27 protein-coding genes and 1 riboswitch are annotated in these 25,338 nt (G+C 67.8%); of the genes, 13 read left to right on the forward strand and 14 right to left on the reverse strand.

Features of this window, described 5'->3' with window-relative positions; genetic code table 11:
- Nucleotides 1-181 precede the first annotated feature (181 nt).
- From ACG0Z3_RS10855 to ACG0Z3_RS10895, 9 genes are all read right to left on the reverse strand, one after another.
- Nucleotides 182-1,510 (reverse strand): type IV pilus modification PilV family protein, encoded by a 1,329-nt coding sequence (locus tag ACG0Z3_RS10855; RefSeq protein ID WP_394397513.1) that lies wholly within the window; start codon nucleotides 1,508-1,510, stop codon nucleotides 182-184.
- 5 nt (nucleotides 1,511-1,515) lie between these two features.
- A complete protein-coding gene (locus ACG0Z3_RS10860; protein ID WP_394397514.1) occupies nucleotides 1,516-2,805 on the reverse strand; it encodes a pilus assembly PilX family protein in 1,290 nt (429 codons plus the stop codon).
- A complete protein-coding gene (locus ACG0Z3_RS10865; protein ID WP_394397515.1) occupies nucleotides 2,802-3,548 on the reverse strand; it encodes a PilW family protein in 747 nt (248 codons plus the stop codon). The genes ACG0Z3_RS10860 and ACG0Z3_RS10865 overlap by 4 nt, the downstream gene beginning before the upstream one ends.
- Complete coding sequence (locus ACG0Z3_RS10870; RefSeq protein ID WP_394397516.1) at nucleotides 3,539-4,138, reverse strand: pilus assembly FimT family protein; 600 nt, start codon at nucleotides 4,136-4,138, stop codon at nucleotides 3,539-3,541. The genes ACG0Z3_RS10865 and ACG0Z3_RS10870 overlap by 10 nt, the downstream gene beginning before the upstream one ends.
- A 1-nt stretch (nucleotide 4,139) precedes the next feature.
- Nucleotides 4,140-4,613 (reverse strand): type IV pilin protein, encoded by a 474-nt coding sequence (locus ACG0Z3_RS10875; protein WP_394397782.1) that lies wholly within the window; start codon nucleotides 4,611-4,613, stop codon nucleotides 4,140-4,142.
- Nucleotides 4,614-4,704: 91 nt separating this feature from the next.
- Complete coding sequence (locus tag ACG0Z3_RS10880) at nucleotides 4,705-5,262, reverse strand: GspH/FimT family pseudopilin (RefSeq protein ID WP_394397517.1); 558 nt, start codon at nucleotides 5,260-5,262, stop codon at nucleotides 4,705-4,707.
- Between the two features lie 144 nt (nucleotides 5,263-5,406).
- A complete protein-coding gene (gene nrdR / locus ACG0Z3_RS10885) occupies nucleotides 5,407-5,850 on the reverse strand; it encodes a transcriptional regulator NrdR (RefSeq protein ID WP_394397518.1) in 444 nt (147 codons plus the stop codon).
- An 8-nt stretch (nucleotides 5,851-5,858) separates the two neighbouring features.
- Nucleotides 5,859-7,112, reverse strand: a complete 1,254-nt coding sequence (glyA, locus tag ACG0Z3_RS10890) for a serine hydroxymethyltransferase (protein ID WP_394397519.1) — start codon at nucleotides 7,110-7,112, stop codon at nucleotides 5,859-5,861.
- Between the two features lie 58 nt (nucleotides 7,113-7,170).
- Nucleotides 7,171-7,291, reverse strand: a riboswitch (ZMP/ZTP riboswitch).
- Between the two features lie 8 nt (nucleotides 7,292-7,299).
- Entirely contained in the window at nucleotides 7,300-8,157 is an 858-nt protein-coding gene (locus ACG0Z3_RS10895) for a lytic transglycosylase domain-containing protein (RefSeq protein WP_394397520.1), read from the reverse strand.
- A gap of 220 nt (nucleotides 8,158-8,377) precedes the next feature.
- On the opposite strand from ACG0Z3_RS10895, the gene ubiD reads away from it, so the two are divergent.
- The gene (ubiD, locus tag ACG0Z3_RS10900; protein ID WP_394397521.1) at nucleotides 8,378-9,916 is read left to right on the forward strand and encodes a 4-hydroxy-3-polyprenylbenzoate decarboxylase; all 1,539 of its coding nucleotides are present in this window, start codon (nucleotides 8,378-8,380) and stop codon (nucleotides 9,914-9,916) included.
- Nucleotides 9,917-10,068: 152 nt separating this feature from the next.
- On the opposite strand, the gene ACG0Z3_RS10905 is transcribed toward ubiD, so the two are convergent.
- Nucleotides 10,069-10,860, reverse strand: coding sequence for a YdcF family protein (locus tag ACG0Z3_RS10905; protein WP_394397522.1), 792 nt, complete (start codon nucleotides 10,858-10,860; stop codon nucleotides 10,069-10,071).
- A gap of 39 nt (nucleotides 10,861-10,899) precedes the next feature.
- On the opposite strand from ACG0Z3_RS10905, the gene ACG0Z3_RS10910 reads away from it, so the two are divergent.
- The 5 genes from ACG0Z3_RS10910 to ACG0Z3_RS10930 are packed head-to-tail and all read left to right on the forward strand — an operon-like array spanning nucleotide 10,900 to nucleotide 17,337.
- Complete coding sequence (locus ACG0Z3_RS10910) at nucleotides 10,900-14,364, forward strand: DUF748 domain-containing protein (RefSeq protein WP_394397523.1); 3,465 nt, start codon at nucleotides 10,900-10,902, stop codon at nucleotides 14,362-14,364.
- A gap of 10 nt (nucleotides 14,365-14,374) precedes the next feature.
- The gene (gene msrA, locus ACG0Z3_RS10915; RefSeq protein WP_394397524.1) at nucleotides 14,375-14,902 is read left to right on the forward strand and encodes a peptide-methionine (S)-S-oxide reductase MsrA; all 528 of its coding nucleotides are present in this window, start codon (nucleotides 14,375-14,377) and stop codon (nucleotides 14,900-14,902) included.
- Nucleotides 14,899-15,621 carry an ATP-binding cassette domain-containing protein gene (locus ACG0Z3_RS10920; protein WP_394397525.1) on the forward strand — a complete coding sequence of 241 codons (723 nt, stop codon included), beginning with the start codon at nucleotides 14,899-14,901 and terminating at the stop codon, nucleotides 15,619-15,621. The genes msrA and ACG0Z3_RS10920 overlap by 4 nt, the downstream gene beginning before the upstream one ends.
- Nucleotides 15,618-16,823, forward strand: coding sequence for an FtsX-like permease family protein (locus tag ACG0Z3_RS10925; protein WP_394397526.1), 1,206 nt, complete (start codon nucleotides 15,618-15,620; stop codon nucleotides 16,821-16,823). Before ACG0Z3_RS10920 ends, ACG0Z3_RS10925 begins: the two co-directional genes overlap by 4 nt.
- Nucleotides 16,824-16,842: 19 nt before the next feature.
- Nucleotides 16,843-17,337 (forward strand): DUF3299 domain-containing protein, encoded by a 495-nt coding sequence (locus tag ACG0Z3_RS10930; protein ID WP_394397527.1) that lies wholly within the window; start codon nucleotides 16,843-16,845, stop codon nucleotides 17,335-17,337.
- On the opposite strand, the gene pdxH is transcribed toward ACG0Z3_RS10930, so the two are convergent.
- Nucleotides 17,338-17,973 (reverse strand): pyridoxamine 5'-phosphate oxidase, encoded by a 636-nt coding sequence (gene pdxH, locus ACG0Z3_RS10935; RefSeq protein ID WP_394397528.1) that lies wholly within the window; start codon nucleotides 17,971-17,973, stop codon nucleotides 17,338-17,340.
- Between the two features lie 104 nt (nucleotides 17,974-18,077).
- Between pdxH and ACG0Z3_RS10940 the strand changes: the two genes are divergently transcribed.
- Nucleotides 18,078-18,683, forward strand: a complete 606-nt coding sequence (locus ACG0Z3_RS10940) for a nucleotidyltransferase family protein (protein WP_394397529.1) — start codon at nucleotides 18,078-18,080, stop codon at nucleotides 18,681-18,683.
- 1 nt (nucleotide 18,684) lies between these two features.
- On the opposite strand, the gene ACG0Z3_RS10945 is transcribed toward ACG0Z3_RS10940, so the two are convergent.
- A complete protein-coding gene (locus tag ACG0Z3_RS10945; RefSeq protein ID WP_394397530.1) occupies nucleotides 18,685-19,317 on the reverse strand; it encodes a gamma-glutamylcyclotransferase in 633 nt (210 codons plus the stop codon).
- 132 nt (nucleotides 19,318-19,449) lie between these two features.
- On the opposite strand from ACG0Z3_RS10945, the gene edd reads away from it, so the two are divergent.
- Both edd and eda read left to right on the forward strand, forming a co-directional pair.
- Nucleotides 19,450-21,279: a phosphogluconate dehydratase gene (gene edd / locus ACG0Z3_RS10950; protein ID WP_394397531.1), complete on the forward strand. Its 1,830-nt coding sequence runs from the start codon at nucleotides 19,450-19,452 to the stop codon at nucleotides 21,277-21,279.
- Between the two features lie 10 nt (nucleotides 21,280-21,289).
- A complete protein-coding gene (eda, locus tag ACG0Z3_RS10955) occupies nucleotides 21,290-21,916 on the forward strand; it encodes a bifunctional 4-hydroxy-2-oxoglutarate aldolase/2-dehydro-3-deoxy-phosphogluconate aldolase (protein ID WP_394397532.1) in 627 nt (208 codons plus the stop codon).
- Nucleotides 21,917-21,931: 15 nt separating this feature from the next.
- Here the strand turns inward: eda and ACG0Z3_RS10960 are convergent, their stop codons facing one another.
- Nucleotides 21,932-22,480, reverse strand: a complete 549-nt coding sequence (locus ACG0Z3_RS10960) for a PaaI family thioesterase (RefSeq protein WP_394397533.1) — start codon at nucleotides 22,478-22,480, stop codon at nucleotides 21,932-21,934.
- Nucleotides 22,481-22,546: 66 nt separating this feature from the next.
- Nucleotides 22,547-22,972 carry a hypothetical protein gene (locus ACG0Z3_RS10965; protein WP_394397534.1) on the reverse strand — a complete coding sequence of 142 codons (426 nt, stop codon included), beginning with the start codon at nucleotides 22,970-22,972 and terminating at the stop codon, nucleotides 22,547-22,549.
- Between the two features lie 102 nt (nucleotides 22,973-23,074).
- Here ACG0Z3_RS10965 and ACG0Z3_RS10970 point away from each other — a divergent pair, with 102 nt between their 5' ends.
- From ACG0Z3_RS10970 to ACG0Z3_RS10985, 4 genes are all read left to right on the forward strand, one after another.
- The gene (locus ACG0Z3_RS10970) at nucleotides 23,075-23,785 is read left to right on the forward strand and encodes a helix-turn-helix transcriptional regulator (RefSeq protein WP_394397535.1); all 711 of its coding nucleotides are present in this window, start codon (nucleotides 23,075-23,077) and stop codon (nucleotides 23,783-23,785) included.
- Between the two features lie 182 nt (nucleotides 23,786-23,967).
- A complete protein-coding gene (locus ACG0Z3_RS10975) occupies nucleotides 23,968-24,321 on the forward strand; it encodes a hypothetical protein (protein WP_394397536.1) in 354 nt (117 codons plus the stop codon).
- Nucleotides 24,322-24,411: 90 nt separating this feature from the next.
- On the forward strand, nucleotides 24,412-25,059 hold the full coding sequence (locus tag ACG0Z3_RS10980) for a CatA-like O-acetyltransferase (RefSeq protein ID WP_394397537.1): 648 nt from the start codon (nucleotides 24,412-24,414) through the stop codon (nucleotides 25,057-25,059).
- Between the two features lie 64 nt (nucleotides 25,060-25,123).
- Entirely contained in the window at nucleotides 25,124-25,336 is a 213-nt protein-coding gene (locus ACG0Z3_RS10985) for a DUF4287 domain-containing protein (RefSeq protein ID WP_394397538.1), read from the forward strand.
- The last annotated feature ends 2 nt before the right edge of the window (nucleotides 25,337-25,338 follow it).

Consider the following 25,338-nt stretch of genomic DNA (forward strand, 5'->3'; position numbering starts at 1 on the left):
TCGGGCCAAGAGGTCTCCCTCAACGACCTGGGGTCTGCTACCCGGCGCACCGACGCCTACCGGGACGGGACTCTCACCCGTTGGACATGCGCAGCATGCAGCAGCTTCACCTCGCCCCTGCGGGCTCAGTCTCGCTTTTGCTTCGTGACGCACCATGCGCCCAGTCTAGCCAGCCCGGATCTCAGGGCTGCATCTGCACGGTCGAGTAGTCGACAAAGACGCCCGCGCTGGCGTCGGGTGCCGGCGCCCCTGGACAGACCGCATCACCACGGACGACCAGGAAGTTCTGCCGAGCGAGCGAGTAGCTGACCCGCTGGTAGGCAGCCGGGTGCTCCTCGTTGTCGATCTTGTCCAGCCCCTCGGGGTCGGTCGTCGGGATGTGCGTGTATCCGTTGCCGTTGTAGTCGGCGCTGTAACGGCAGACCTTGTAGGTGCTGCTCGTGGCTCCCAGGCTCAGGCCGGTCAGCAGCAGTTGGCCCCACCAGTTGCGTGGGGATTGGGTGTTGGGATGCACCAGGCACGAGTAGTTCACCGCCGTGCGGGTCGTCGCGCCAGCCTCGGGCGCATCGCTGAAACACACATGGTTCGGCGACACCGGGTAGTCGCCGCCGGGGGCGAGCACGAGCACGCCGTTGCGCCGGGTTTTGAACTGGCTGGGCGTGAGGTTCAGGCTCGCGTTCAACGGCTGGGGCAGGGCCGTGGATTGCGGCGCGGTTGCATCCGGCGTGTCACCGAGGGAGAAGCGGATGGTGCCGCTCACCAGGTAGCCGACGGTGTTGTTGCGGCAGGACTCGACATCGCTGGCCATGAGCGTCGAGACGGCCTGGTCGACCGGGATCTCGCACACGCCGGTGATGACGCCGGTACGGTTGTTGAACACCCACACGGCGGAGCTGCCACCACCGGGGCGGAAGGCACTGGCGCCATTGCCCAGGTCCTTCGCCGACTGCGGGATGACCGGGTTGCGCTTGTCGGGCAGGCGAAGGCCGCTGCTGGGCGGCGCCACGCCCATGGCCAGCGAGAACACCGGTGCCGCCCGGGAGATGATGGTGTCCAGCACCAACTGCTGCTGGGCGCCACTGCGGTCCTCCCAGCCCACGGTCACCGACACCGCCTGCGCCCGCAGCGTTTGCGGCTCGTTCACGCCAGCCGGCAACGTGACGCCTTGCACGAGCGGTCTGACCGTGCGGGCCAACTGGAAAACGGTATTCGTGTTCTCTGCTGGCACCGTGCGAGCCGCCACGGCGGGCAGCAGGTCCTGGTCGTAGTCGCGGATGTTGGCGGCGGCACCTGCGGGCTTGGTCAGGGTCGAGAAGCTGCGCAGCAATTCAAGCTCAGCCTGTGCGATGCGCATGGCCTCACCGCGCTGCTTGGCGATGTCGCCGCTGTATCGCAGATTGCCCAGCAGGCCGACCAGCGCCACCATGCCGAACGACATGACCACCAGCGCCACCAGCGCCTCGATCAAGGTGACGCCGCGCTGTGCGGACATCGGTCGACGCAACATCATGACCGTCATTGCCTTCCGTCAATCCAGCTGCCAGACACGCGCACATAGCTGCCCATGCGGTTGCGCAGATGATCGGCGACCACCTGCTGGTAGGCGATGTCCATGCGGCCGGTGGTCTGCATGTCACCGCCTACGAGCAGAATGCCATTGATCATTGACGGCAGGCCGGAGTCGTTGCTCCAGCTGAGGTTGCCTGGCGTGACCAGCATGCCGTTGAGCTGGAATGGGCCGGTGAGCGTGACGTTGCCGGTCGCCACGATCAGCATGGGGTCGCCCACGGCGCCCAGCACACGGTTGCTGCCGATCGACAGGGCCCCGGAGACCCACACCATCCTCTGCCCGGCCTGGTAGGCCGCCGCAAGATCCGCGCTGCAATCACCGTTGCAGCTCAAGGTGCGGATGGCCGCATGCTGGGGGTAGCGGGCCAGGCTGGTGCCCATGTACATCATGAACACGGCCTCTGCGCTGGCGGCCATGAGTCCTGCGTCGCCCTGCAGGACGGCCTGGTTGACCGTCGACCCCGGAACAGAGTCCAGCCGGGATTCAACAGGGCTCACCCAAGCGCCCCCGATGGTCGCCAGCAGACCCGCCGAACGCGCATCGCTGTTGTGCAAACCAAGGCCAGCTCCGCTGCTGTTGACGTTGCCCTTCACGACCAGCGGCGCAGCGGGTGGGGTGCGCACTGCGCTGACCAGCCCCACCAGCAAGGTCGTGCGCGCGACTGCGACCTGCGCCTTGCTGATGTTGGCGCGATTTTCGCGACACTTGTCCACGACACTGTCCGTGCAGCCCAGCGTCACCAGCTCTATCGTCCCGCTGCGCTTGCCGCCAGTCAGATTGATGGTGAAGCTGGGCGTCAACCGATCGCCCCCCATGGCCGCACGAGCAACGTGGGCTGCATCGGCGGCCGGGCAACGACAGGCCCAGCCCCCATCGGCGACATCCCGGGCACAGTCCACCAGGTATTGCGCTGTGATGCGGGACGACATGCGACGGTCCGACAGATCGAACGACAGGTACTTGTCGGCGAAGCGCTGACCCGCATTGGCCACAGGCTTGCAGGCGGTGTCGATGGCGGTCCCGTTGAGCTGCGCCAGCGTCCATTCCACGGCGCCCTCTGCAGCCTCCTGAGCCAGCCCGGCGCGGAAATAGCTGGTCGCCACGCGCTGCTCGAACAGCATGCTGCGATTGGCGTAGGCCGCCAGCAGCGCCATGATGAGAAACAGCATCATGACGATGACCAGCGTGGCAGCACCGCGCTGTGCCTGCCGATTTGTGCGCAAGGCTGCATTCATGCGGGGCAGGCTCCAGTGATCTGGTCGGCGCGCACGCGCTCCACGCCGGAAAGGGTGCGACGCACCCGCGGATCATGTTTGGCCTCCCCGACGATGGTGAAACGCACTTGTCTGACCGCCAGGCTAGGGCAGGCGTTCGCGCCGCCGGCCATACTGCACGCCACCTCGCAGAAATCCGCCACGGGTGTGCTCTGCTCAATCAATTCGATGTTGAAGCCAGTGATGCGCACGGTATCGGGGTCGGTGATGGGCTGCCAGTTGTCCTGGCCGTTGACCAGCCCGACCCTCAAATAGAGCGTCTCGCCATCCCTGTTCCACTTCACGCCGAAATGCTCGGCACTTCTGGGGGCAAGGGCGCCGACCTGGTCGTCGAAGCTGCGCGCATAGGTGTAGGAGACGGCGCGAGCACCATCCTCATCCGTCAGCGTCAGCGGTGAGTAGTTGTTGTCGGCGGCAGGCATCTCGGCCGTCTCGTCAGTCGTTCCTACCGCCGTGGGCGGCGCCCACACGCTGCGCTCCGTCATGCCTCGGTAGCCGGCTCGCCGGATGTCCAGTTGCAACAGGTCCGCTGCGGTGCGCAAGTCTTGCTGAATCTGCGTCTCCAGCATCAGGCGACGGTGTTCCGTGATCTGGTTGACAGCCACCAGCGACGCGCCAGCCGCCACGATCAGGCCGACGGTGATGCCCACCATCAACTCGACCAGACCCATGCCGCGCTGGCTTGGGAAATTCATCAGCTGCATGCTGGAAATCCACCGATGCTGCCGTCCGGACTGCAGGTTCGCACCCGACCAGCATTGTTGAACTCGACATGCAGCAAGGCGTTGGACTTGACGCCCTTCACCACGATGCGGATGTCACTCACGTCAGTGGGGTAAGCCCCTCGGGTGAACGCGACGAGATAGTCCGACCAGCCCCACCTGGCGACCGTCTCGTCGACTGCGAAACGGACCGATGACGCATGCGGCAACACATATTCGCGCAACAGTCTTCCCTGACCAACCGCGCACAACTGGCTGGCAGGGCGGTCACATCCGCAAACATCCGTGTTGGCAGCGGTGCTCAGGCGCAGGCAACTGAAGGCACCAACACTCGCAGGCACGGGCTCCATGTGCAGATGGACCCGGTAACCCTCTTGGATGGCCGACTCAGACCTGGCCTGTGCAAAGAAGCTCGCGACCTCGCCAGCAGTGGCCACCACGCGCCTGCGTTCCATCATGTTGGTAAGCGACGGCGTTGCGACAGCCAGCAGAACACCAACAATGGCTACGCCTACCAGCATCTCGACCAGCGTCAGGCCGGCGCTCAGCAAGCGGGAACAGCGGCGCGACATGTCAGTGCCTCCAGCAGTTCTGCGCGGTCGTGTCGGCGCCGGCGAGGTCTTCAGACGAGTAGGTGTAGCGTGAGCCTTCCAGCTTCAGCTTCAGGACCTGGCAATGCTTGTCATAGTTCTGCGGACTGTTCGCGCGCGGCCTGGCGGTCAGGATGTAGCCGGTGGAGTAGGCCGGTTCGCCCAGCCCGCTCATGGTTACCTCGTAATACTTGTGCGCAGCGGCAAGATCGAGATTGAGGCCTTCATCATCAAAGCTGCTGGCATATCGGGTGCGGTTGGAGCGAAAGCGCTCCTGCGTCTGCATGACCGTCGTCAGCGCGGCAATCGCATCGGCCCGGCGGCCGCGGGCCACCATTGACGTGAAAGCCGGATAGGCCGCCGCTGCAAGAACGCCGGCCACCACGACAGCAACCATCAGTTCAATTAGCGTGAATCCGCGATTGCGGCCAGGGATGTGGGGGCACATGTGTGACATTTTCAACAGAGCGTTTGGCACAACAGGTTACAAGATCACCGCTCGTCCGCCCGGGCCAACCGCTGGTCGCGGGCCACCACGAACAAGGGGTTCACGCACACCGCTGCATCCCGGCCAGCTTGACGCCGCTGTAGCAATGCCGAACACGCCCGGTGATGGCGACGACCTGACGGATGCTGGCGCCGCCGGCCAGGCTGACCTCGATGCTGCCGGTCTGGGTCACCAGCCCCTGCCGATGCTGGAATTGCAGCGTCTCGGCATTGCTGCGCAGTTGCATCGGATGCTGGGTCGGCAGCCATTCGGCCTTGATCACCGCGCTGCCCGGCGCCGTGCAGACGGCCTGACCGCCCGCGCAGTCACAGTCGTTGCGATTGCCCGTGTAGATCACATAGCAAGCCTGGGCGCCCTTGCCGCTGACGCGGAAGTAGACGGCATCGCTCAACCGGGCCGCCTCGGCGCGCGCCAGACGCAGGTCGCCGCCCAGCGCCTCAGCCGTGGCACGCAACGCGCGCTCCTGGTGCAACTTGAGCAGCGCCGGCAGGGCTTGACCAGCCAGCGTGCCGACGATGCTCAGGCCCACGCACAACTCGACCAGCGTGAAACCAGCGTTGCCGGTGCGGCGAACAAAGGGGAAGGGGGTGCGGTTCATGGCGCTTCCTGCGGTTCGTTGGCGATGAACGAACTCTAGAAAGCGGCCGTGCGGACGTCTTTCCCCCTTAAGGCGGATCGAGGGGGGAGATGAGGCCTGCGCATCCCCCCGACTCCCCCTGAAGAGGGATAGGGAAAGCCCGCCTTAAATTTCCCGAATCAGCTGACGGAACTCGTCCACGTCCTCGAAGCTGCGGTAGACAGACGCAAAGCGCACGTAGGCGACCTTGTCGATGCGCTTCAACTCGCGCATGACCAGTTCGCCCAGCCGCGTGGACGCGATCTCTCGGGCACCGCTGGCGAGCAGCTTCTCCTCGATGTGGTTGATCGCCGCGTCGATCTGCTCGACGCTGACCGGCCGCTTGCGCAGCGCCAGTTGCATGGAGGCGCGCAACTTGCCGGCGTCGAAATCGGCGCGCCGCCCGTCCTTCTTGACGACCGAGGGCAGCGCGATGTCAGGCCGCTCGTAGGTCGTGAAGCGTTTGTCGCAGGACAGGCAGCGGCGCCGGCGCCGGACGACGTCGCCCTCGTCCGATTCCCGGGTCTCGGCGACCTGGGTTTCAGTGTGAGAGCAGAACGGGCAGCGCATTGGGCGCCTTAACCGCGGTAGACCGGGAAGGCTGCCGTGAGCGCAGCGACCTTCTCGCGCACGGCAGCCAAGTTGGCCTCATCGTGCGGCTTGTCCAGCACGTCGGCGATCAGGTGGGCCGTGGCGCGCACCTGCTCTTCCTTGAAACCGCGCGTAGTCATGGCCGGCGTACCCAGGCGGATGCCGCTGGTGACCATGGGCTTCTGCGGGTCGTTGGGGATGCCGTTCTTGTTGCAGGTCATGTGGGCGGCGCCCAGGATGGCCTCGGCTTCCTTGCCGGTCAGGTTCTTGGGCCGCAGGTCCACCAGCATGACGTGGCTTTCCGTGCCGCCGGAGACGATGCGCAGGCCGCGTTCGATCAGCGTCTCGGCCAGCACCTTGGCGTTCTTGACGACCTGTTGCTGGTAGGCCTTGAACTCAGGCGTCAGCGCTTCCTTGAAGGCCACGGCCTTGCCGGCGATGACGTGCATCAGCGGGCCGCCCTGGATGCCGGGGAAGATCGCCGAGTTGATCTTCTTGGCGATGTCTTCCTTGTTCGTCAGGATGATGCCGCCGCGCGGGCCGCGCAGGCTTTTGTGCGTGGTGGACGTGACGACGTCGGCGTGCGGCAGCGGGTTCGGGTAGACGCCCGCGGCGATCAGGCCGGCGTAGTGGGCCATGTCGACCATGAAGTAGGCGCCGATCTCCTTGGCGATCTTGCCGAAACGCTCGAAGTCGATGCGCAGCGAGTAGGCCGACGCGCCGGCGATGATGAGCTTGGGCTTCTTCTCGCGGGCCAGTGCTTCCATCGCGTCGTAGTCGATGGCTTCATTCGCGTCCAGACCGTAGCTGATGACGTTGAACCACTTGCCGCTCATGTTCAGCGGCATGCCATGGGTCAGGTGGCCGCCTTCGGCCAGGCTCATGCCCATGATGGTGTCGCCGGGCTGCAGCAGCGCGAAGAACACGCCCTGGTTGGCCTGCGAGCCGGAGTTTGGCTGCACGTTGGCGAACTCGGCGCCGAACAGTTGCTTCAGACGGTCGATGGCCAGCTGTTCGGCCACGTCGACGTACTCGCAGCCGCCGTAGTAACGCTTGCCGGGATAGCCCTCGGCGTACTTGTTGGTCAGCTGACTGCCCTGGGCTTCCATTACGGCCGGCGAGGTGTAGTTCTCGCTGGCGATCAGCTCGATGTGGTCTTCCTGGCGGCGCGTCTCGTTCTGGACGGCGGTCCAGAGCTCGGGGTCGACCAGGGCGAGGGTGGAGGTGTTGCGGTCAAACATGGCAGGTGTTCCGAAGGTCAGGCGGTCAATCCCCGGCGGTCACGGCGGACGTGAAGCTCAGGGCTGCCCAGGCGAACGGCTGAAAGCGGTTGCCATCCAAAGACAGCCGCCTCACGCTCCCCGGTGGTGGCCCACCTCAGGGCAGCTTGTGCCCCTGATCGCCAGTCGCGTGAGCCCGCAGTGTAGTTCAGCGGAGCAGGGCAATCTGGGCGGAATCGTCGCCCGTGGACGGCGCCGAGGCCGCATCGCGCAGTTGGCGCAGTGCTGGGACCGTACTGGGCGACACGGCGCGGCCCGAGATGACGGCTTTCAGCAGGTCATGCTCAGCCAGCACGCGGGCGGTGTAGCCCGTGTCCTCCGGCAGATTGGCGGCGCCCACGTAGAAGCGCAGACCTTCCTCCAGGCTCCCGCCGCGCTGGATGCATTCCTTGAGCACTTGCACGCCCACGCGCAGGTTGGTCACGGGGTCGAACGCGGCCAGCGAGCCACCGAAGGCCTCGTACTTGTCGTCGTGCACACGGGTCATGACCTGCATCAGGCCTTGCGCGCCGACGGCGCTCTGCGCGAACGGGTTGAAGCGCGACTCGATGGCCATGATGGCCAGGATCAGCGTCGGCTCGACCTTGGCGCGATTGCCCACGGCCCATGCCTCCTGCACGAGGCGGCTGATGGGCTCCGGCGCCACGCTGTAGCGGCGAGCCAGCCAGTGAGCGATGGCCGCCTGTTGGCGGCTCAACTCCTTCGGATCGGTGGCGGTGGCGCGCGCAACGGCGTCGGGCTCGGCAGCGGCCAGCAGCGTGTTGCCCTCGGCCTCGGCGCGCGCTTCCTGGCGGGCGTTCAGCCAGCCCAGGGCAGACGATTCCAGCTTGTGGCGCAAGCCGGCCTGGCTGGAGAACACCAACAGCACCGACACCACGGCCAGGCCCAGCAGGGCCAGCGTGTTGTGGCTAACCACCAGCAGGCCGTTGCCGATGTCCTTCACGAACAACGACGCCGAATCGCGCGTCAGGCGAACCAGGCTGATGAGATCTTGACGTGTCGTCATGCGACTCCTTGGTGTCGCGGCCCGCCACGGGCTGCCGTGGAAGCGGCGGCCTGGGCGAGGCGACGGTGATAATTTCCCGGCCGTTGACACACGGTCTGTGGCACCCGAGTGCCCGGTGGACCTGGCCGGTTGGGTTCCGTAGAAACCCGAGGCGGGCGAATTCTAGGGTTTGAAGATAACCCGTCAAGGCTGTTTTGGCCGATCAAAACTACTTTTAGTTATGAAATACAGCGACCTGCGGGACTTCATCGCCGGCTTAGAAGGATTGGGCGAACTCAAGCGCGTGCGTGAAAAAGTCTCGCCCGTGCTGGAGATGACAGCCCTCAGCGACCGCGTGCTGCGGGCGGGCGGACCGGCCCTGTTGTTCGAGAACCCAGCGGGGCATGCCACCCCGGCCTTGACCAATCTTTTTGGGACAACGCGTCGCGTCGCATTGGGCATGGGCGCTGAGTCTCTGGCCGATTTGAGGGATGTGGGGCGGGTGCTGGCCAGCCTCAAGGAACCCGAGCCGCCCAAAGGATTGAAGGACGCCGGGAAACTGCTGCAGATGGCCAAGGCGCTGTGGGACATGAAGCCTGCCGTGCAGCGCAAGGCGCCGTGCCAGGAGGAGGTGTTCGCAGGCGCGGACATCGACCTTGGCCGCCTGCCCATCCAGCATTGCTGGCCGGACGACGCAGCCCCCCTGATCACGTGGGGTCTGGTCATCACGCGCGGCCCGACGCGCACGCGCCAAAACCTCGGCATCTACCGCCAGCAGCTCATCGGGCCGCGTCAGGTCATCATGCGTTGGCTCGCACACCGTGGTGGCGCATTGGACTTCCGCGACTTCGCATTGGCGAACCCCGGCCAGCCATTCCCCATCGCCGTGGCGCTGGGCGCGGACCCGGCCACCATCCTCGGCGCTGTCACGCCGGTGCCGGACAGCCTGTCCGAGTACCAGTTCGCCGGCCTGCTGCGTGGGTCGCGGACGGAACTGGTCAACACCGGCGTCGGCGGCGACAAGCCGCTGCAGGCACCGGCTTCCGCCGAGATCGTGCTGGAAGGCCACATCCCGCCCGCGCCCCCCGGCTACACCGGCGTCAGCGAGCGTGGCGTGCCGCTGAAAGAGAAGGGCGGCTACCTGCACGCGCTGGAAGGTCCGTTTGGCGACCACACCGGTTACTACAACGAGCAGGACTGGTTCCCCGTCTTCGAGATCACGCGCCAAACCCAGCGCGCTAACCCCATCTACCACTCCACTTACACGGGCAAGCCGCCGGACGAACCGGCCATCCTGGGCGTGGCACTGAACGAAGTCTTCGTGCCCATCTTGCAGAAGCAGTTCCCGGAGATCGTCGACTTCTACCTGCCACCCGAGGGCTGCAGCTACCGTATGGCCGTCGTGTCCATCAAAAAGAGCTACCCCGGCCACGCCAAGCGGCTGATGTTCGGCATCTGGAGCTTCCTGCGCCAGTTCATGTACACCAAGTTCATCTTCGTCGTGGACGACGACATCGACACGCGCAACTGGCAGGAAGTGATCTGGGCGATCACGACGCGCATGGACCCGGTGCGCGACACGACGCTGGTGGACAGCACGCCCATCGACTACCTGGACTTCGCGTCGCCCGTCAGCGGCCTGGGCGGCAAGATGGGACTGGACGCCACCAACAAATGGCCCGGCGAGACCGACCGCGAATGGGGCCGCGGCATCACGTTGCCGGCGGACGTCAGCGCGCGCGCCGAAACGCTATACGGACAACTCTTCTTGAAGCCGTGACGCTGCTCGCCTATCTTTGTCAGGCCTTTTGAGGCAAATCCTCTGGCGCAATCTTTGCGCGCCAGGAGCCCAGGGGCAGATCGCCTCTGAGCCCCAAGGTGGCATCGCCACCCGACCCCGCCCGGCCCGCAAGCCCGGCGGGGTTTCTACTTCTAGCGGCCGCCCACGCGGGCCATCGCTTCATAGACGACGTAGCGCACGCGTTCGAAGCCGCTGTGGCTCGGGCACCAGTCGTCCCAGCTCATAGGGCCGGCTGCCCGCAGCCCGACGGGCGCGGCCACGATGCGCAGGCCCAGCGATGCGGCCTGGGCCTCGAAGGCGCGCAGCGCCCGCGCCATGTGCTCCTCGTGCGTGACGAGCAGCACCTGCCGCACGCCGTCCTGCGCCAGCAGCGGCAGCGTGTTGGCGGCGTTTTCCCGGGTGTCCCGCGAACGACCTTCGGCCCAGCGCAAGGGCAGGCCGTAGTCCTCCTGCGCCACGCGGCTGACGATGCTGGCCTCCGACTGCTGCAACTCCCTGGCCGTCCACCCGATACCGCCGGTGAAACCCAGCGGCCAGCCCGTGCGGCGCGCCAGCCAGACACCGTAGGCTAAGCGCTCGGCAGTGATCGCCTTCGGCCGGCCCATGCCGTACTCCGGCGCCTGGCGGCGCACGCCGCCGCCGAGCACCAGCACGGCGCCATCGCGTTGCTCCTTCAGCGCATCAACCTGGGCCGGCGTCAGCAGCGGCGGCTGGCCGGCCAGGCGGCTCAACGCCTCGCCAGTCGCCTCGGTGGCGGACAGCCATGCCAGCACCAGGCCCAGTGCCAGCAAACTGCCGCCGCCGCGACGCGCCTGCTTCAGGCGCCAGCCGCCCCAGGCGGCCAGCAGCAGCATCGGCGCCGGTGGCAGCGCGAGCACCAGCAGTAGCGTCTTGAAACCTGAATAGTCGAGGGGAAAGCTCACGGCGCCATCATCGTCGACATCAATAATGCGGCCGCCGTGATGCCTGTTTCCCGCTCCCCCTTCCGTATCGCCCTCTGGACCCTGGTCGGCCTGTCGGCCCTGGTCTCGCTGCTGCTGCTCATCGTCACCCTCGCGCTGCCAGGGTGGATGGCGGGCCGCGGCGTGGCGCTGGCCAGCGAGGCGCTGGGCCGGCCCGTGCGCATCGAGCAGGCGCACTTCCAGCCCTGGCGGTTGGCCGTGGTGCTGGACGGCCTGCAGATTGACGCCGCCAAACCGGGCCAGCCACCGCTGTTCACGCTCGTCCGGCTGGACGCGGCGCTGTCGCTGCGTTCGCTGCTGCGCGGCCATGTCGTCATCGAATCGCTTGCGCTGGACCAGCCGGTGCTGCGTGTCGCCCGGCTGGCCGAGGGGCGCTACGACATCGACGATCTGCTGCAGCGTTTCGCCACCCAGCCCGGCACGCCGCCGAGCGAGGACACCGAGTTCGCCGTCTACAACATCGAGCTCAGCGACGGCCGGGTGCTGTTTGACGACCGGCCCGTGCAGCGCCGACACGAGCTTGCCCAGCTGCGGCTGGCGCTGCCCTTCGTGTCGACGCTGGAGGCGGACGTGAAGGTCCAGGTGCAGCCCCACCTGAGCGGCCGCCTGGACGGCGTCGCCTTCGACAGCCGCGCCGAGGCGCTGCCGTTTGAAGACGACGCCAGCGCGCGCCTGTCCTTCAAGCTGGCCGGGCTGGACCTCGCGCCGCTGGCGGCTTACCTGCCGGCCAGCCTGCCACTGCGCCTCGCGGCAGGCCGGCTCGACCTGGATCTCGCACTGGACTTCGCCGAACGCACCGGCAAGCCGCCCAACGTCAAACTCAGCGGCGACGTGCAGTTGCACGAGTTGGCGCTGACGCAGCCGGACGGTCAGCCGCTGCTGGGCTTGAAACGTCTGCGGCTGCCGCTGACCGATGTGCAGCCGCTGCAACGCCAGCTGGGCTTCGGGCAGGTGGTGCTGGCGTCGCCCCGCGCCTGGCTGCGCCCGCTGTCCAGCCCCACGCCTGCCAGCGCCGGCACTGGCGCGCCGTGGACGCTGTCCGCGGCCGGGCTGCAGCTCAGCGACGGCAGCTTCACGGCGGGCGAGGTGGCGCTGTCGGCCATCGAGCTCAAGGTCGGTGCGGCCACCTGGCCTCTGAGGCAGCCCGTGTCGATGGACGCCAGCCTGCGCCTGGATAACGCCACGTTGAGCGCCCAGGCCCGCTTGTCACCCCAGATGCTGGAGGCGAACGCCGAATTGCAGGACCTGGCCGTGCAACAGCTGGCTGCCTGGCTGCCGCTGCCCGGCGGTGTCAGGCTCGCGGCCGGCCTGTCTGGCAGGGTGACGCTGCGCGTGGAGAAACCGCTGGAGGACGTGGCCGTCAACCGTGCGCGGCTGACGCTGCGCGACTGGCGGGTTGACGACGCCCGGCTCACGCTCGCCGGCAAACCGGTGCTGACGCTGGCCGGTGCGCGTCTCGATCAGGCGGAGGTCGACCTGGGCCCGCGCCTGCTGCGCGCTGGCACGCTCAAGCTGGACGCCCCGCGTGCGCAACTGGCCCGTGAGGCAGATGGACGCATCGACCTGCTGGCGCTGCAGCCCGCCGAGCCCGCCGTGTCAGCCCCTGCGCCCAGCCCGGCGTGGTCGCTGCGCCTGGCCGGCCTACAGGTCGAGCGGGGCGCACTGCGCTGGCGTGATGCGGCCGTGCCGGCCGGCGTGGCGCCGGTGGCCGTGGCGGTGGAGCCGCTGAATCTGCAGCTCGGCGCACTGACTTGGCCTGCCACCGCGCCCGTTCAGGCGCAATTCAGCGTTCAGCTGGCCGCGCTGGGCGCCAATGACAGGCCCGTGGCGGCCAGCGCCGGCAGCCTGCGCTGGCAGGGCAGGCTGGGCCTCGCGCCGCTGTCTGCGGCTGGCAGCCTGCGAGCCCAGGCGCTGCCACTGCGCTTGCTGGACGCCTACCTCGACCCCGCCTGGGGCGTGCAGATCGAGCGCGCCGAGCTGGGTTTCGCCACTGAACTGCAGGCGACGCAGCAGCCCGATGGCGCCTGGCAGGCCTCACTGACGGGTGACATGCGCATCGGCCCGCTGGCGTTGGCGCAGACGCGGCTCATCGACGGCCGACGGGTCACCGGTGAGGACCTGTTGAGCTGGCAGGTGCTGCAGCTGGACGGCCTGCGGCTTGCGCTTGCGCCCGGCGCGCCGCCACGGCTGGCGGTGCGTGACGCCCAGCTGGACGACGCCTACGCACGTCTCATCGTCGACGAGGCGGGGCGCTTCAACCTGCGCGACCTCGGTCCGGCGCGAGCGGCTTCGGCGCCCGAGCCCGCTGTCGCGACCGCGTCTGCCGCCTCGGCACCACCGCCCGAGATCGCTGTCGAGCGCATCCGCGTGCAACGCGTAACCGTGGACTTCAACGACCGCTTCGTGAAGCCCAGCTACAGCGCGCGGCTGACCGAGCTGCAGGGATCGCTCGGCGCGTTCTCGACCGCAGCGGCCGCCATGGCGCCGCTGACCGTGCGTGGCAAGGTCGCCGGCACCGGACTGCTGGAGATCGACGGCCAGCTCAGGCCCGGCAGCCCGCCAGCGCTGGACATCCGCGCCAACGCGAGCGACATCGAGCTCGCGCCGCTGTCCACCTACGCGGGCAAGTACGCCGGCCACGCCATCGAGCGCGGCAAGCTGTCGGCGCGGCTGGCCTACCAGGTCGATACAAGCGGCCAGCTCGTGGCTAGCAACCAGATCATCCTGAACCAGCTGACGTTCGGCGAGCGTGTGGAAAGCCCGGACGCGACCTCTTTGCCGGTGCGCTTCGCCCTGGCACTGCTGAAGGATGGCAACGGCGTCATCGACCTCAACCTGCCCGTCAGCGGTTCGCTGAACGACCCGGAGTTCAGCATCGGCGGCCTGGTGTGGAAGCTGTTCCTGAACCTGACGGCCAAGGCGCTGACCTCGCCGTTCTCGCTGTTCACCGGCAGCGATGCGCCCGAGGAAGCCCAGGTCGCCTTCGCGCCGGCCAGCACCACGCTGGCCAGCACCGATCAGCTGGACCGTATCGCCCGGCTTTTGACCGACAAGCCCGGCGTGCAACTCACGCTGACCGGATGGGCCGATGCCGAGAGCGAGATTCCCGCGCTGCGTGAGCAGCGGCTGGCCGTTGCACTGAAGGCCGAGAACGCCGCCACGCCCGAGGCTGCACTCAAGCGCCTGTACACCGCCACCCCATTGCCCAACAAGCCGCGCAACCTGCTGGGCCTGGCCCAGGACCTGCCGCCCGCTCAGATGCGCGGCCTGCTGATGGCCAGCTACGCGGTGGACGACGAGGCGCTGCGCCAACTGGCCGTGGCCCGCGCGGTGGCCGTGCGGGACGCACTGCTCGCCCGTGGCGCGCCCAATGCCCGCGTCTTCCTGGCCGCGCCCAAGCTCTGCGACGGGGCTTGCGCGACCGGCTGGCGCCCCCATGTCGAGCTGTCGCTCGCAGCCCACTGAAAGGCAACACATGACTCTCGAACGCATCACGCTAGCCGGCGGTTGTTTCTGGTGCTTGGAGGCCGTCTACGAGCACGTGCGCGGCGTGCACCGAGTGGAGAGCGGCTACAGCAATGGCGCGCATCCCAGCCCGAACTACGAGCAGGTCTGCAGTGGCACCACCGGCCATGCCGAGGTCGTGCGGCTGGATTTCGATCCCGCCGTCGTGTCGCTGCGCGAGCTGCTGGAGGTGTTCTTCACCATCCACGACCCGACGACGCTGAACCGCCAGGGCGCCGACGTCGGGACGCAGTACCGCTCGGCCATCTACTGGCACACCGAGGCGCAGCGCGCTCTGGCGGCCGAGGTCATCCGGGAGGCCAATGAGCACCACGGCGGCCGCGTCGTCACCGAACTGCAACCCGAGACCAACTACCACCCGGCCGAGGCATACCACCAGCATTACTACGCCCGCCACCCGGATCAGGGCTACTGCGCATTCGTCGTTGCCAGCAAGGTGGACAAGTTCCTTGCCAGCTTCAAGCGCCTCGTCAAATGATGCTGGCCTGGGACGGGCTGAGCCACCGCTATGCCGGCGGCGCCGAGATGGCGTATGCGGACTTCCTGCTGCCCGCCGGCCGGCACCTGCTGCTGCGGGGCGTGTCGGGCTCGGGCAAGTCCACGCTGCTGGCCCTGCTGGCCGGTCTGCTGCGCGTTCAGCAGGGGCTGCTCAGCGTGGCGGGCACCGAACTGCAGACCATGAATCCGCGCGCGCTGGACGCCTGGCGCGGTGCGACGCTGGGCGTCGTGCCGCAGCGGCTGCACCTCAGCGACGCGCTGACCGTGGCCGAGAACCTCGCGCTGCCGGCGCTGGCCGCAGGGCAGAGCGCTGACACGGCGCGGGCGGCCGAACTGCTCGCTGCGCTGGACATCGCCGACCTCGCCGGCCGCCGCCCACACCAGCTCAGCGTGGGCCAAGCCCAGCGTGTGGCGCTGGCGCGCGCCCTGATGCGCCGGCCTCGGCTGTTGCTGGCCGACGAGCCCAGCGCCAGCCTGGACGACGAACATGCGCTGCACATGCTGGCGCTGCTGCTCACCACGGCCGCGCGCGAGGGCTGCACGCTCATCATCGCCAGCCACGACGGCCGAGTTATTGACGCGCTGGGCGACCGCGATGACGTGACCGAGCTGGTGTTGCCCGGCCGCACGCTGGACGGGCGGCCGACCGGCGGCTCATCAGACCGCACGACGCTTTGGGCCAGCGGGGTGACGCGATGATGCGGCTGGCCTGGCGCTATCTTTGGTCGAGCCCGCTGACGACGGCGCTGAACCTGCTGCTACTGACCCTGGGCCTCGCGGCCGTGACCTTCGTGCTGCGCGCCAGCGCCCAGGTCGAGGCAGGGCTGCGGCGCGACCTCGCTGGCATCGACCTCGTCGTCGGCGCCAAGGGCAGCCCCATGCAGATCATGCTGGCCGGCGTGTTCCACCTCGATGCGCCCACCGGCAACATCCCGCTGGCCACGCTGGATTTGCTGAAGCGCCAGCCGCTGGTGGCCGAGGCGGTGCCGCTGTCGCTGGGCGATTCGTTCCGCGGCTTTCGCATCGTCGGCACGACGCACGAGTACCTCGGGCTGTACGGCGCCAAGATCGGGCAGGGCACGTTGTGGGCACAACCCATGCAGGCCGTGTTGGGCGCCGAGGTGGCACGCGCGAGCGGCTTTAAGCCGGGCGACCGCTTCGCCGGCAGCCACGGCCTGGCCGGCGGTGATGACCATGGCGAGCATCAGTTCGAAGTCGTCGGCGTGCTGGCCGACTCGGGCAGCGTGCTGGACCGCCTCGTGCTGACCGACCTTGCCTCGGTCTGGGAGGTGCATGGCGAACACCACGCTGACGCGCACGAGGGCCACGACGCTCATCACGAGGAGGACGAGGCGCGCGAGATCACGCTCGCCCTGGTGCGCTACCGCAGTCCGCTGGGCGCCGCCATGCTGCCACGCTGGGTCAACGCGCAGGAGGGACTGCAGTCCGCTGCGCCGGCGCTGGAAACGGCCCGGCTGATGCGTCTGGTGGGCGCCGGCACCGAGGTGCTGCGTGGCTTCGGCGTCGTGCTGCTGATCGCGGCGGGTCTGTCGGTCTGGGTCGCGCTGCTGCACGCGGTGCGCGCCCGCCAGGGCGACCTCGCCATGCTGCGCATGCTGGGCGCGCCGGCCCGGCGCATCGCCGCGCTCATCGCGCTGGAGGCATTGCTGCTGGCCGGGTTGGCCGCGGTGCTGGGCCTGGCGGCGGGCCATGGCCTCGTGGCCGGGCTGGAGCACCTGCTGGCCGAGCGGCAGTCGCTGCGGCTGGGCCAACTCGGCGTCAGCGAGGCCGAGTGGCTGGTGCCGCTGCTGGCCGGCGGCTTGGCGCTGCTGGCAGCGGCATGGCCGGCGTGGCGGGCCTACCGGCTGGATGTGACCACGCTGCTGCAGGCGCCGCGCTGAAGCCCGACAATCCGGCGCCATGAAGTTCAAGACCGTCCTCGCCCTCTGCCTGGCCGCCTCGGCCGCCTCCGTCGCGTTCGCGCAGAGCCCGCCTGCCATGGGCCAGGGCCCCGGCTATCACGACCCGCGCAGCCCCTTCAAGCCGCTGGAGGAGCGTGCCGACATCCTGTCGTGGAAGCTGCTGTCCCAGGTGACGGCCCGGGCCGAGAAGAAGAAGCTGGTGCCGACTTTCCCGGCCGCCGTGCAGGCGCTGGACCGCAAGACGGTCAAGGTGCAGGGCTTCATGACGCCGCTGGAGGCGGGCGACAAGCAGCAGCATTTTCTGCTGTCGTCGGTGCCCACGAGCTGCTCCTTCTGCGTGCCCGCCGGCCCCGAGGGCATGGTGGAGGTGCGCACCAAGAAGCCCGTGCGCTACACGCTGGAGCCGGTCGTCGTCGAGGGCATGCTGGCCGTGCTGACCGACGACCCGTACGGCCTGTACTACCGCGTGGAAGATGGTCTGGCCGTCAACTGATCAGGGCGCGAGCCGGTCACGGCGCCAGGCGCCGCCGTCCAGCGTGAACACCAGCCGGTCGTGCAGCCGCGAGCGGCGGCCCTGCCAGAACTCGTAGCGCTCCGGCACCAGCCGGTAGCCGCCCCAGTGCGGCGGTCGCTCCGGGTTGAGCCCGTGCTGCACGGCCGCCTTGGCCGCGTTGGTGACCAGCACCGCCCGCGAGCTGATGACGCGGCTTTGCGGCGACGCCCAGGCGCCCAGCCGCGAGTCCAGCGGACGGCTTTTAAAGTAGTCGTCCGACTCCTGCGCCGACGTCTTTTCGACACGGCCCTCGATGCGCACGACACGCTCCATCTCCACCCAGTGGAACTGCAACGCTGCGAACGGATTGCCTGCTAACTCCTCACCTTTGCGGCTTTCGTAGTTCGTGAACCAGACCATGCCGCGCGCGTCGGCGCCCTTCAGCAGCACCACACGCGTGGACGGCCGGCCGTTGGCTGCCACGGTCGCCACGGTCATGGCGGTGGGCTCGGACACATCGTGTGCGATGGCCTCGTCCATCCAGCGGTTGAACAGCACCAAGGGGCCGTCGGCGGCCTCGGCCTCGTCCAGTTCCCCCAGTTCGTAGCTCTTTCGGAAATCGCTTAACTTGCTCATGCCCCGAAGTATGCAGACCTTCCCTTAGGTGAACGTCCCAGTTGGTCAACATCGAACACGCCCGGCATGCTTCCGGCACTGCAGCAAAGAATTCACTCCCGATGATGAAACGACGCCCCGCCGTCGTCGTGCTCGCAGCAGGACGTGGCTCACGCTTTCGCGGTCCGGGACACAAGCTGGAACAGCGACTGGGTGGCGCGCCCGGCGCAGACACCTTGCTGACGCGCACGCTGCGGCACGCCATCGCCACGCAGCTGCCCGTGGTCGTCGTGACGACGGCCGCATTTGCTGCCACGGCTCATCGGTTCGTAGCAGCACGCGACGTGGTGACGCTGCCAGAGCGCGATGCCGCCGGCCAGCCGCAGCCCATCGGCATGGGGCATTCCATCGTTGCTGGCGTCAGCGCCTCGGGTGACGCCGACGGCTGGCTCATCCTGCCTGCCGACATGCCGCTGGTACAGCCCGCCACCATGCTGGCCGTGGCCCAGGGGCTGGAGCGCTACCCGGTCTGCTTCGCGCAGTACCGCGGCATACAGGGTCATCCGGTGGGCTTCGGCACGGAGCTCTACTCGGAGCTGATGGCGCTGCACGGCGACGAAGGCGCGCGGCGCATCGTCGCGCGCTACGCGGCCCAGCCCGTCCCCGTCGACGACCCTGGCGTGCACATCGACGTGGACACCGCCGAAGACCTCGCCCGCCTGCTCGGCTGACTCACAGCGGCGCGCACAGCCCGTGCCGCGCCGCCAGATGGGCCTGACGCTCCAGCTCCCTGTCCCGGATGCCATGCTCGCGCAAACCCTGGACGGTGCGCAGCAGGTAGTCCAGCGTCGTGCCGTAGCGGCCGCTGGCGTGCCGGAAGATGTGCAGCAGTTCTGGCTCGTGCAGCGGCCCGGTCCAGTTGGGGCTCTGGCGCGACAGCGTGAAGGCCAGCGCGCGCAGCCGGCAGGCCTCGCCAGTGCCGGTCTCGCAGTTCAGCCAGCGCGGCTCGTAGACGCCGTTGGGCATCTCGCGCGCCCAAAGACGTGGCAGCACCTCTTCGCCGGCCTCGCGCGGGACGCGGTAGACCAGGCCGCGACAGCTGCCACCGGACAACAGCGCCAGCACCAGGCCGGGCTCCTGCGGCGAACCGCGGTTCACGCGCGAGCGCATGCGCAGCACGCGGTGAAAGCCCAGCACACGGGCGGGCAGGGCCTGCGTGAAGTCAAATTCGGGCCGCCAGATCAGCGAGCCGTAGGCGAACAGCAGCAGGTCGTCGCCGCTGGCGCGCCATTCGGCCGTCGTGCGCTGCAGCAGGTGGCGGCTGCGTTCCGGGCCATGGGGGATGTGGATTGCCTGTGACGCCATCACCTTCAATCTTGTCACGGAGAAACGCCGAAGGTACCCAGCCCGTAACCCGAAAGCCCTTGTGGGCAAGTAATATGGTTACCTAAATTCTCAACGCCCGGTTACGAACGCCGAGGCGCCCGGAGACCAGAGATGAATACCACCCTGAACGAAGTCACCGCCCGCATCCGCGAGCGCAGCGCCAAGCTGCGCGGTGACTACCTTGCCCGCATCGCCCAGATGAACAACCGCCAGCGCGGTTTCGAACGCATGGGCTGCGCCAACGTGGCGCACGCCGTCGCGGCGCTGCCGGCCAACGACAAGCTGCGCATCGTGGCCGAGAAGGCGCCGCACCTCGGCGTCGTCACGGCCTACAACGACATGCTGTCGGCCCACCAGCCCTACGAAGACTACCCGGCGCAGATCCGCGCCGAGGCGCATCGCCTGGGCGCCACCGTGCAGGTGGCTGGCGGCGTTCCGGCCATGTGCGACGGTGTCACGCAGGGCCTGCCGGGCATGGAGCTGAGCCTGTTCTCGCGCGACACCATCGCGATGAGCACGGCCATCGCGCTGACGCACGACGTGTTCGATGCAGCGCTGCTGCTGGGCATCTGCGACAAGATCGTGCCGGGCCTGCTGATCGGCGCGTTGCACTTCGGCCACCTGCCTACCGTGTTCGTGCCGGCCGGCCCCATGGGCACCGGCATCTCCAACAGCGACAAGGCCAAGGTGCGCGAGTTGTACGCGCAGGGCAAGGTGGGCCGCGACGAACTGCTGAAGAGCGAGTCCGCCGCGTACCACGGTGCCGGCACCTGCACCTTCTACGGCACCGCCAACAGCAACCAGATGCTGCTGGAAGCCATGGGCCTGCACGTGCCCGGCAGCGCCTTCGTGCACCCGCACGACGACCTGCGCACGGCACTGACGCGCGAGGCCGTCGCGACGGCACTCAACATCTCCGGCCGCGTGGCCGGTAAGGCTGCCAAACCGATCGGCCATGTCGTCGACGAGCGCTGCATCGTCAACGCGATGGTGGCGCTGCTGGCCACTGGCGGCTCCACCAACCATCTGATCCACTGGGTCGCCGTCGCGCGCTCGGCCGGCATCCTGATCAACTGGACGGACTTCTCCGACCTGTCCAGCGTCGTGCCGCTGCTGGCGCGCGTCTACCCCAACGGCAGCGCTGACGTGAACCAGTTCCAGGCCGCGGGCGGCCCGAGTTTCGTCATCCGCGAGTTGCTGGATGCCGGCCTCATGCACGAGGACGTGCTGAGCGTGGGCGGCGACAACCTGCGCCCCTACACCACCGTGCCGCGTGCGGTGGGGCAGGGCGGCGAGGTGGTGCGCGAAGTGCTGCCGGCCGCGCCTATCGACGACAGCGTCGTGCGCACCGCGAGCGCGCCGTTCAGCGCCACTGGCGGCCTGAAGCTGCTGGACGGCAACCTGGGCCGTGCCGTCATCAAGTCCTCCGCAGTGCCGGAAGACCGCCACACCATCGAGGCACCCTGCCGCATCTTCACGACGCAGGAGGCCATGTTGGCCGCGTTCAAGAACGGCGAGTTGGAGAAGGACGTCGTCGTCGTCGTGCGCTTCCAGGGCCCGCACGCCAATGGCATGCCCGAGCTGCATAAGCTGACGCCGCCGCTGGCCGTGCTGCAGGGCAAGGGCTTCCGCGTTGCACTGGTCACCGACGGCCGCATGAGCGGCGCGTCGGGCAAGGTGCCTGCGGCCATCCACGTCAGCCCCGAGGCGCTGGCCGGCGGCCCGCTGGCCAAGTTGCGTGACGGCGACGTCGTGCGCGTCTGCGCCGTCAACGGCGTGCTGGCCGCGCTGGTGGACGATGCCGAGTGGGCCGCGCGCGAGAACGTGACGCTGGCGTCCGCCGAAGCCGACGTCAACGCGCACGGCCTTGGCCGCGAACTCTTCGCAGGTCTGCGACGCAACGTGCTGAGTGCCGAAGAGGGCGCTGTCACCTGGTTGTGAGAATCAAAGAATGCTTGAAACCCTGAGCCTGGCCAGCCACGGCCCCGTCATCCCCGTCATCGTCATCCAACGCCTGGAAGACGCCGTGCCTCTCGCCGAAGCCCTGGTGGCCGGCGGCATCAAGGTGCTCGAAGTGACCTTGCGCACGCCCGTCGCGCTGCAGGCCATGGAAGCCATGGCCAAGGTGCCCGGTGCCATCGTCGGCGCCGGCACGCTGCGCACGCCGCAGGACGTCACCAACGCGAAGAACGCCGGCTGCGTGTTTGGCGTCAGTCCCGGTTACACCGACGCGCTGGCCGCAGCCTGTAAGGCCGAGGGCCTGCCACTGCTGCCGGGCGTGTCCACCGCGTCGGAAGTGATGCAGGCCAATGCGGCCGGCTTCAATTTCCTGAAGCTGTTCCCGGCGACGGCGGTGGGCGGCGTGAACCTGCTGAAGGCCCTTGGCGGCCCGTTCCCTGACGTGGCGTTCTGCCCCACCGGCGGCATCTCGCTGCAGACGGCGCCGGACTTCCTGAAGCTGTCCAACGTCAAGGTCTGTGGTGGTTCGTGGCTGACGCCGCAGGACGCGATCGACGCCAAGGACTGGGGCCGCATCACGCGCCTGGCCGCCGAGGCGGCCGCCCTGCGCGGCGCCTGAACGCGCGGCGCGGCGTCAGTCGCCGCGCCTGTCGAACAACAGGCAGGTGGTGCTGGCGTGTGCGTACAGCCGCCCGTCGTGGCCCACCAACTCGGCCTCGGCCGTCATCACCTGGCGGCCGCGGTGCACCACGCGCCCCGTCGCCCGCACCAGCGGGACCTGCGCCGTCAGCGCGCGCACGAGGTTCACCTTGAACTCCAGCGTCGTGTAGGCGCGCCCCGGCGGCAGGGTCGTGTGCACAGCGCAGCCCAGCGCTGAGTCCAGCAGCGTCGCGAACCAGCCGCCATGCACGCTGCCCAGCGGGTTGTAGTGCTTCTCCTGGGGTTGCCCCTGGAAGACGGCCTCGCCGTCGGCGACCGAGATCAACATGAAATCCAGCGTCTCGCCGATGGGCGCGCGCGGCGCAAGGCCGTCAAGCATGGCCTGCATCTGCTGCAGCCCGGTCTTGCCGGCCAACAATGCCGGCGACGCCACGCCGACCTGCGGCATCAGGCGGGCGCGCACGGCCGCTTCGTCGGCGCGCCAGCGCGCGAGGGTTTCGTCAAGGTCGGGTGTGGCGGACATGGGGGCAACTCAAGTGTGGAGCCGCCGATTCTGCGCAGCGCCGCCCGGCCGGAGTGTCACTTCGGTTCAGGCCGCCAGTCGCATGGGCGCGGCCGCAGAGGCCGACACACGGCGTTGAGGGGCGCTTTGGCGCAACTCGTCCAGCACCGCACCCTGCCAGGGCAGCAGGTAGACCAGCGTGGCCAGCGTCGCCCGGCGCCGCGACGACAGCAGCGGCCGGCCGCGCTCGTCCAGCAGAAGCACGTTGGAGCGCACGTTCAGCGGGTCGGCCTGCACCACGGTGCCTTCGTCCATCTCGACCCAATTCCATTCCACCCAGGCCAGCATGTCGGCGTAACGACGCTCCCAACGCGTGATGCCACTCAGAAATGGGGCGTTGTCGGCACCGCGGGCGATGCGGGTCTGCGCATGGTGCACGTCCTGGGCAGCACTGGAGAGGGCCCCCACGGGCCAGCAGACACTGCCTTCAGGCAGGCGGATCAGGGATGACATGGTCAGCACCTCGCGGTCGTGTGATTCGAACGGGAGGCAGTCTCGTTTTCCGGTGAGGGGTACAACAAGCTGGCAGACTTGTCAGGTATGGCAGCCCCGGAAATGAACTATCAGCAACTGATCGATGTCGGCATGAGCGAGGACTTCGAGAGCTTCGAGCGTCGGCTGGTGGCGACGGCTGATGCGATGGGGTTTCCGATCATTTCAGGTTCGCTGATGAGAGGCGTGCTGAAAGATCCGGAGCGGCAGATCACTGTCTACGGGAACATTCCTCAGGCTTACCTCGAGGCCACGCACGACCGAGACGCAGCGCTACGTGATCCAGTCACGGAGCACTTGATGAACCATACGGTGCCGATCATCTACAGTCAGGCCACGTACGTAAATGCCGGCGTGGGGGAGCTCTGGGAGATGCAAGCCCCATACGGATACAAAAACGGCATCGCCGTCAAACTGCATCTGCCCGGAGACAAACACTTTCTCCTCGGTGTGGACCGTGACGAAGCGCTTCCTGCCTCTGGGCCAGCCTTGATGCAACTCGTCGCTGGCCTGCAACTGCTCGCCGCACATGCGTTGACCGCCGCAGACCGCCTGCTCAGTCCCAAGCTGCAAGTCGAATTGCCCAAGCTCACCAAACGGGAGATGGACGTTCTTAGCTGGACCGCGCAAGGCAAGACGGCTTGGGAAGTCAGCGTGATTCTTGCCATGAGCGAGAAGACAGTGAACTTCCACCTGGCCAACGTCATGCGCAAGCTTCAGGTCAACTCGAAGCATCAAGCGGTGCTTCGTTGTGTAGCCGCTGGGGTTCTTTAGCGGTAGACAACCTGGAAGACTTGCTAGGTTTCTAGGGGGAGAAAAAAAGAGACAGTTCGTTCCAAGCCAACTGCTCTCGACTCCAAGGAGCCCCTCATGGAACTCATCGACCTGATCTACGAACTCTTCGGCATTCCTCGACTCGGGAGCTGACTACCGATCTGCTTGCCGCAGTGGTTCACATGTTTGCCTACTCCGGTCGGTCAAGCGGCTGTCAATCACCGAATGCGGTCAAGCGACTGCACGCAACCGTGACCTCGCCTTCGAACGCTCCCAACTCCAAGGCCAGCACTGTGCCCATCTCGGCGGAGACCTACGCCAAGTTGATCAGCCTCGCAGACCAAGCGCCCCTGGAGTGCCTTTCTATCACCTCGCGGACATTGGCCTGCGCCAAGACGCTGGGCTACAACCAGATCGGCCAGATCCGAAGCACGCCGGCCAGTCGGCTGGCTGGGGATCTGGGCCAGGAGCGCGCCGACGAACTGCAGCGCGCGCTCAATGACTTTGGCATGAGGCAGACGGGCACCGCCGCTTGAGGCCCGGCCCGCTGACCGTTTTCATGCATGGCCCAGGGCGCTGAGGGCGGCCTGGGCTTTTTTTGCGCCGGGCGTGCGAGCATGTCGCCCATGCAAGATCGCCATATTTCCCTGGATGCCTGGCCGCGACGTGCGGCCCTTGAACATTTCCGCCACATGGCCCAGCCGGCCTTCAGCGTCACCGTGCCAGTGGACGTGACGGGCCTGCGCGAGCGTGCGCTGCGGCATGCCGCCACGCCCTGGCTGGCCTATCACCATGCTGCACTGGAGGCGGCCAACAGCGTACCGGCCATGCGCCAGACCCTGCTGCCGGCCGATCAGGGCGTGCATGAGTTCGGTGCCGTGCACGCCAGCACGACGGTGCTTCGCAGCGACGGCAGCTTCGGCTTCATCACCCTGGTCCGTGATCCGTCGCTAGCCGCATTTGCCGAGCGGGCGAGACCCCATCTGGAACGTGTGCGGCAAGCCAGCGGCAGCCTGTCGGCGGCGGACGAGCCCGGTGGCAGCGATCCGCTGGCTACCGTGCACATGACGGCCTTGCCTTGGTTTGCGTTCACTGCCTTCACGCACGCCCGCGGCAAGGGCGACGACAGGCCCAAGGTTGCCTTCGGGCGATTCAAGGAGGAGGGCGCCCGGCTGCTGATGCCGGTCGCCGTGGACGTTCACCACGCGCTCTGCGATGGCCTGCATGTGGGCCGCTTCTTCGAGCAGCTGCAGGCCAATCTCGACGCCATCTGACGCGCAGCCTGTCGAGAGGAGCGCGCTTCGTTCGTCGTCTCAGCACCACCCGAGGAGACTTCCCATGAGCCCAGCATCGCCCGTCAAGGGGCCGGCGTCCTACTTCCCATCCATCGAGAAGAAATACGGCCATCCCATCGACCACTGGCAGCAGATCCTCGCCGCGGCGGGGCCGCTCAAACACATGGAACTGGTGGGGCTGCTGAAGGTCGAGCATGGCCTGGGCCATGGTCACGCCAACGCCCTGGTAGCCCATTTCATGGCCCACCGGGCCTAGGG

It is taken from the genome of Pelomonas margarita, from assembly GCF_043555875.1.
In the GTDB taxonomy this organism is placed as follows: Bacteria; Pseudomonadota; Gammaproteobacteria; order Burkholderiales; family Burkholderiaceae_C; genus Pelomonas; species Pelomonas margarita.